A 1,490-nucleotide genomic window follows, 5' to 3' on the forward strand; every position below is an offset into this window, starting at 1 on the left:
CGCAATCGCCGCGAGATCCGGCTCCAAGAAACTCGCCATCATCGCCGTCGCAAGGAAACTCCTCACCGTCCTCAACGCAATGCAACGCCAACAAAAACAATACGCCTGAAAACACAGTTGCCAGGCCGCAACGCCGTAAACACCCACCACGCTTCAAAACTCTGTGCGCGCTTGACGGACCGTTCAGCGGCTTTTGATTGGCCGCCTACACCTCTCGCCCTATGTCTCGATCCAGCAAAGGAGATTTTTCGATGGGACTTCTGGTTGACGGCAAGTGGCACGACAAAGGGTACGACACATCGAAGTCGGGTGGGCGCTTCGAGCGCTCGCAGTCGCAATGGCGCGACTGGGTGAGCGTGGACGGCAAGCCCGCCGAGGGACGCGAGCGTGGCTTCAAGGCCGAGCCCGGCCGTTATCATCTCTACGTCTCGCTCGCCTGTCCGTGGGCGCACCGCACGCTGATCCTGCGCAAGCTGAAGAAGCTCGAGGACGTCATCTCCGTTTCGGTCGTCCACCATTTCATGGGCGAGAACGGCTGGACCTTCGAAAAGGACGAAGCCGCGACCGGCGACGACCTTTACGGCCTCGACTACCTCCACCAAATCTACACCAAGGCCGACCCGACCTATTCGGGCCGCGTGACCGTGCCGGTCCTGTGGGACAAGCGCGAGGAGACGATCGTTTCGAACGAGAGCGCGGAGATCGTCCGCATGCTGAATTCGGCCTTCGACGAATGGGGCGACGCTTCGCTCGACTTCTACCCGGAAGCCCTGCGCGGCGAGATCGATGCGGTCAACGATGAGGTCTACGAGCCGATCAACAACGGCGTCTACAAGGCCGGCTTCGCGACGAAACAGGACGCGTATGAGGACGCCTTCGGCGAATTGTTCGCGGCGCTCGACAGGATGGAAGCGCGTCTGTCACGCCAGCGCTATCTGGCAGGCGACGTGATCACCGAAGCCGACTGGCGGCTGTTCACCACGCTGGTGCGCTTCGATGCGGTCTATTATTCGCACTTCAAGTGCAATCTGCGCCGGATCGAGGACTATCCGAATCTCTCCGGCTTCCTGCGCGAACTCTATCAGGTGCCGGGCGTGGCCGGGACGGTCAACATGGACCACATCAAGAAGCACTATTACGGCAGCCACGAGACGGTAAACCCGACCCGCATCGTGCCGGTCGGCCCGGCGCTGGACTTCGACAGGCCGCATGGACGGGAGCGGTTGAAGAAGGCGGCGTGAAGACTAAGCCGCGCCGAGCGGAGACCGAGAGGCATGGATTCCTGTGACGAGCACAGAAATGACGACGGCAAAAATAGCTTTGCAAATCTTCGGCGTTGGAGACTGGCTTCAAACCTTTCCACCGTCATTCCTGTGCTCGTCACCGGAATCCTGTGTGTTCGGGGTGGTGTAGAGTGAATGCGGGAAGGATACCGTCGGAATCCTGATCCGCCTGCTGGCGAGACCGAGGCTTGGCCGGGTCCCTTCCCG

The 1,490-nt window shown here is 60.7% G+C and carries 1 protein-coding gene; it reads left to right on the plus strand.

All coding sequences use genetic code 11. The annotated features are described in order from the left end of the window. Positions 1 to 251 precede the first annotated feature (251 nt). Positions 252 to 1,241 (plus strand): glutathione S-transferase family protein, encoded by a 990-nt coding sequence (locus GTW25_RS20380; protein ID WP_252914120.1) that lies wholly within the window; start codon positions 252 to 254, stop codon positions 1,239 to 1,241. The last annotated feature ends 249 nt before the right edge of the window (positions 1,242 to 1,490 follow it).

Origin of the sequence: Aliihoeflea aestuarii (assembly GCF_024105665.1) — a bacterium.
Taxonomy (GTDB): domain Bacteria; phylum Pseudomonadota; class Alphaproteobacteria; order Rhizobiales; family Rhizobiaceae; genus Aliihoeflea; species Aliihoeflea aestuarii.